Raw genomic sequence first — 5605 nt, forward strand, 5'->3', positions numbered from 1 at the left:
GGTCACGATCGCCGGAATTGCCGATCACGATCAACCGGAAACCGCGGTCACGATAAAACGGAATCAGCGGTCACGATGCCGGAAATGTCGGTCACGATCACCGGAATACGCACTAAGCGTGATACTGATGGCCTTGCTGATGCGAGCCGCGACGGTGTCGGCTCAGGCCGTGGCACAGGACGCACCACGCACCATCACGATTTCGCCAGGCTACCGCTTCACCGAAAGAAGCGGTGAAGCGCTTTACAACGCGACCTGCGCGGGGTGCCATATGCCGGATGGAAAAGGCGCACAGGGCGCGGGTCACTACCCGGCGCTCGCTGACAACCCGGCAGTCGAAGCAGCACCCTACGTCATCGTCAACGTACTGCACGGCCGGAAGGCGATGCCATCGTTTGGAGACGCGATGAATGACGATCAGGTCGCTGCTATCGTCAACTACACGAGAACCCATTTCGGCAATCGATTTGTCGGAGATGTCACGCCGAGCCAGGTTAGAAGTCTGCGCTGAGTTCGCGTGCCATGGCTGTCGATGTGCGGCCTCTTTCCCGCGCCATCCTCCATCGCTTCACGAGACTTATGACGCGATGTACCCGGGCCTGTTTCGGCGCAGCGACGTCGAGCTTCAATTTCAACGTGGATATTCTGACGCTGCTTTCGTGACGCGAATACGCCGACGCCGCTGGTCTGTGCGGAAACGCTGTACACACGCCTCAAGCGTCAATTTCAGGTCATCCGTTGGCTTGTTGATGATCTCGCCAGTATCGGATCCACCCAATTGAATAAGGCCGATGCACGGCGTTGACCCCGACCGTCCACGTGGTCGAAAGGTGGAAATGCTTTCCCACAGACGCGTTGTCGGCCAGAGCCGTCGCTCAAGTACTGGCACCGGCGAGGCGGCTTTGGGTCGCTCTTCTGACATTCGCGTTTCTGCAGCTGCGAGTGGCGGCTATAACTCGAGGACGCGTACTTGCGACCCGTTGCCATCATTTCAGTCTCCGCAACGACAACGTCCGCTCTCACTAAAGTTTCTTACCATTGCTGGCAATCACATCTCGATACCAATAAAAGCTGTCCTTCGGTATCCGGCGCAGGTCTTTTTCATTGGTCTCGTCACGGTCAACGTATACGAAGCCATAGCGCTTTTGATAGCCATTTAGCCAGCTCAAGATATCGGTAAGCGACCACGCGCAGTAACCCAGCAACTGCACGCCATCGCTGATCGCTTGCTGGCAGGCTTCAAGGTGGCCTTTCAGGTAGGCAATGCGGTAGGCGTCGTGAATGGTGTCATTCGCGTCCAGAGTGTCGAACTCACCCAGACCATTTTCGGTAATCATCATTGGTAGCGCGTAACGGCTGGAGATACGACGTAAAGCAATACGCAATCCAGTTGGATCGATAGCCCAGTCCCAGTTGGATGTTTCGAGATTTGGGTTTGCCGTGGTGCGATACAGGCCGGGCACGCCGCTTGATGGCGTGGTGCCTTTCTGGCCGGTGGTGTTGATACGCTTCATGCCCACGCCATCAAGCGGGTTCTCGGTAAACGTGGTGGTGTAGTAGTAGTTCACACCGACAAAATCGGGTAGGCCGCGCTGAAAGATTTCCAGATCGCCCGGTTCAATGTGCGGCGCTTCGCCGGTTTGCTGCAGGTAATGCAGCGCCGCTTGCGGATAGCGGCCAAAGCAGTAGACATCCAGCCACCAGTAATTGGTGAATTCGTCAGCGTTTTCAAAAGCCAGAATGTCAGTCGGCGCACTTGAGGCCGGGTAGGCAGGCGAATACGCAAAGCTGGGGCCGATCCGGCCCGTGGGCACGTGCTGGCGGAATGCGGCAATAACTGTGGCATTAGCCAGGAATGCTACATGATTGGCGGCAAAGAAACGTTTGCGGTCTTCTACGCCGGGCGGGTGAGTGCCCAACTGAAAGGCATTGGTGAAGTTGAAGTTCTGTTCATTCAGCGAAACCCAATACGTGACCTTGCCGCCAAAGCGCTGATACAGCGTTACGCAATAGCGCTCGAAATCCACAATTATCTCGCGGCTTTCCCAGCCACCGTATTCATCCTGCAAGGCTTGTGGCAAATCCCAGTGGTACAGCGTGAGCACAGGTTCGATGCCGTGAGCGATCAGTTCGTCGATCAGGCGCTCATAGAATGCCAACCCCGCTTCATTAGCCTCGCCTCGACCTTGCGGATAAATGCGCGGCCAGCTTACTGAGAAACGGTACGCCTTCATACCCATCTGGGCCATCAGCGCCACGTCCTCAGCAAAGCGGTGATAGTGATCGACTGCCACATCGCCGTTGCTCCCCTGAAAAGTCTTTCCGGGAATCTTGGTAAAAGAATCCCACACCGACGGGCCTTTGCCGTCCACGTTCCAGGCGCCTTCTACCTGGTAAGCCGCCGAGGCGGCACCCCAGAGAAAATCCGGAGGAAAGTCTTTCAGTTTCCGGTGGAACATGAGTGCACTCCTGACGGTTCGCCGCAGCTGTTGCTGCCGACACCAAATTCAACCGGTTGCCGCCGCGTCGATGATCCGGGCGGCGAGCTCGTGAATGCCTCGCATTCAACCACGAGGTCGACAATGGGGCGGTTCACGAGAATCTCGGCATCCGAATCAAAACGGAGTCGGCGACAACATCCCAGCGCCTCACAGAGACGCTCCAGATACTCAACGAACGACGATTTCTCGTCCATCGTTTCCTCATGCCAAGTCTGCAGAGGATTATATTGAATGAAGGTATTGTCACAGTAGAATTACGCGCGCAGCAACCAGTAAGGGAGTCCGTTCTTTACTTTTGGCGCTAAACCCGCTCGGTCATTTGCTGGAGTGCTCGTGCGGATGACGTAATGGAGGTCGCTGACGACTGGTCGTTTAACAAGCGCGTAGGAATGATTTAGCCCGAGAATGTCGCCGGTCACGGCCGACGCGTCGATTGTATCCACGCCTTCGATAACAAACACACGCTTTCCGCCGTCTCCAATGCGAGGGTATTTTCGCCTGATGTATCTGGATACTGCGAGCGCAATATCATGCTTGGAGCCATACAGCGTATATCGCCTAGCCTTTCCTAGAAACCCTGCAACGGACGCCTTGAACACATCGCAATCCACGTCAGGTGCGGCCATTACAACCTCACCGAGATGTCCAGCTGAGGAAACTGAGAGGCCACGCAGCGCCTTGACGAGCACGCGGTTTCCCATGCTATGAGCGATGATGTGTACATTGTCGGCGCCAACTTCGTCGCGCATCATCTGCAAAAATTCGGTGAGTTGTGGCGCCGCGAGGTCTGCGTTGTCCAGGTCCGCCACATAGCCGGAAACGCTTCCTTCCGAGCTCCAGCTGAAACAGGCTAACAAACCGGCGAATCGCAAATCGGCTCCGAGTGCGGCCGTCCTCCGAAGTGCTTCGTCAAATGTCACGGAATAGCCATGAATGAAAACTAGGGCGGAAGACCCCGTTTCGCTCGAAAGAGCCCTTCGAGCAGAGTCAATCCAATCGTCTGGAGCTAACAGGAGTCGACTCGAGACCAGAATGTGTTTGTCGGCGAGTTCGCTAAACGACAGAGTAAGGAACTGAGGGGGCCGCTCTACCTGGCCGATGTTATGAATAGCTGGAATTGAAACAGATGCTACACCGCACTTTAAATCTCCGAGGCCCCTGCCGTTGCAGAAGGAAACCTCTCTTATGTGCCTATCAGAGATAACAGACCGGTTGGTCGCAAAAAATACCCGCTGTTTCTGAGGGGCTACCCCGAAGTGCATACCTCTCGATTCTCGTCGATGCGCCAAGGCCCTCGATTCTCCTCGATCTAGGAAGCCCGTCCGATTCGGTAAGTCTGTGATTTTGCGGGCCTCATATTCCTCCCGAAGGTTCCATACTGTACCGAAGAGCTCGCCAACGAAAAATGCCTCATCACGCTGCAGAGCCCGCCAAGCTTCCAGCGTGCGCCGACGAGGGAAACGCAATAGCGTATAAAGCGGGAGTAGTGGCCGACGGTACCAACGAACGCTGTTCTTCGGAGGAACCTCGTCTGCAAAGCCGCGAACTTCACGTGATATACCAGCGAATCGCCCTACCCCGTAGGCCGGATCAGTCTCGGGCGACGCGCCTCGCGACAAGAGTTTTGCCGCTCGGTCGAAGATGTCACACGTCTGAGTCAAAGGAACGGCATAGTGCTCGACAACAGAATGCACGAGGGGCTCGTCGGGATGCCCTGTGGTATGCATTAACCATCGTGCCAACGTATGCAACGTCTCCGAGGTCGCGCGTCGAATGTCATTCAAGATGGGCTTTTCTAGCGGCAATAAATCCAGACTGCGTTTGAAGCAGGTGGCAATGAGATGCGCTTGAAACACCGCCTCGTCGCAGGCTCGCACCATTGTTGCGAAATCGATTGAGCCGCTTGACGGCTCTTTTTCCAATGTACTGGGTTCCGAGCTGCGGCAATGCCCAAAGCCATAGCACGCCAGCGCTTCAGTCGAATCCCGCGCGGTGCGGAGGGCAAGACATAGAGTTCTGCGCACAGAAGCACCCAAGAACGATAGTGAGCGGCACCTATATCTTAGGCGTGACACTGAGAAATTCTAGATGCATCGCGTCTACTCTCACGATTGACCCTCAAAAGCCATTGGCGGTTGACTGACATCTTCCTCTTGTATCGAATCATTTCTTGCCCCAGTTGACAGCCCATCTGCCGACGCCCCTTGAGGTCGCCGCCTGGTACGCGAGGCGGATATACGGGTTTCCGGACGTTCGTCCTTTAGCGGGCGCGAATGTCAAGCTTCACCGCAAACAGACGCGTACTATCGGATGCGTGCGTTCGACGCAATTTGATTGGTTCAGGAGAGTGGCGCCTTCGACACAAGATTACACCTCAATGGCATATTCACCGAGAACAATTCTTACACAGCATCGACGTCCTTTAGAAGGGGAAATCTGTTTGACGCGAAACCAGGCTAATGGGAAACCACTTTAAGGTAAGAGGCTCAACGAAAAACCATTCGCAGTCGGCCGGGCAACTTACCGTTGGTCTGTTCAAGGCGTATGGGTCGGAACCTTCACTGTCGAAAGCCGACGCCATTGCGCGCGTGCAGCGTGACATGTTAAGCGGGAACAACGGCGCTCTCTATCGGCATCCCTGTTTTTGGGCCCCGTATTTTCTGTCCGGTGATGCGGCGCGTTGAGTGCGGGCACTGCGCGGTGCTGAACCGGCAGATCCGAGCGCTCGCGATCAGCGGCTCCTGGGCTAACTCGTTCCCGCGACGAACTACCGAAATCGACGTTATCTTTCAAACTCATGATGCCGGTTATGATTCCGCGCGCCCAGCGACCCGATAAGGAAAAAAGTTTCGCTGGAGCGCGCTGTGAACTACGATTGAGAGCGACGATTCCAGCGACCTGAAAGCAATCAAACGATCGCCTGGGAGCCGTATGAGCAATGACATCTTAGCAACCCGTGGGCTCGGTCTTGGTCGCTCTGCGGCAAAAAATTTCGCCATAATTTCAGATCTCGGTACGACAAGCAATGAGCTTCACGCAGAAGAACCCTCGGCGAACTTTATTGAGCTAGCCGACCGACATCGTAAGTCAGAAGCGGCTCATTC

At 55.5% G+C, this 5605-nt stretch carries 3 protein-coding genes; 1 reads left to right on the forward strand and 2 read right to left on the reverse strand.

Translation table 11 applies throughout. From position 1 onward, the window contains the following. The coding region (locus AWB68_RS42240) for a c-type cytochrome (protein WP_235028814.1) at window positions 1-511 on the forward strand (511 nt) is incomplete at its 5' end. Window positions 512-1022: 511 nt separating this feature from the next. On the opposite strand, the gene AWB68_RS42245 is transcribed toward AWB68_RS42240, so the two are convergent. Together AWB68_RS42245 and AWB68_RS51260 are read right to left on the reverse strand one after the other, a co-directional pair. Further along, on the reverse strand, window positions 1023-2459 hold the full coding sequence (locus tag AWB68_RS42245) for a glycoside hydrolase family 1 protein (protein WP_087650076.1): 1437 nt from the start codon (window positions 2457-2459) through the stop codon (window positions 1023-1025). 296 nt (window positions 2460-2755) lie between these two features. Next, entirely contained in the window at window positions 2756-4381 is a 1626-nt protein-coding gene (locus AWB68_RS51260; protein ID WP_087650077.1) for an alpha/beta hydrolase, read from the reverse strand. Between the last annotated feature and the right edge of the window lie 1224 nt (window positions 4382-5605).

Origin of the sequence: Caballeronia choica (genome assembly GCF_001544535.1) — a bacterium.
GTDB lineage: Bacteria > Pseudomonadota > Gammaproteobacteria > Burkholderiales > Burkholderiaceae > Caballeronia > Caballeronia choica.

Coding starts and splice junctions, on each gene's coding strand:
- AWB68_RS42245 (WP_087650076.1), bottom strand. CDS start 2,459: ATGTTCCACCGGAAACTGAAAGACTTTCCTCCGGATTTTCTCTGGGGT.
- AWB68_RS51260 (WP_087650077.1), bottom strand. CDS start 4,381: ATGGTGCGAGCCTGCGACGAGGCGGTGTTTCAAGCGCATCTCATTGCC.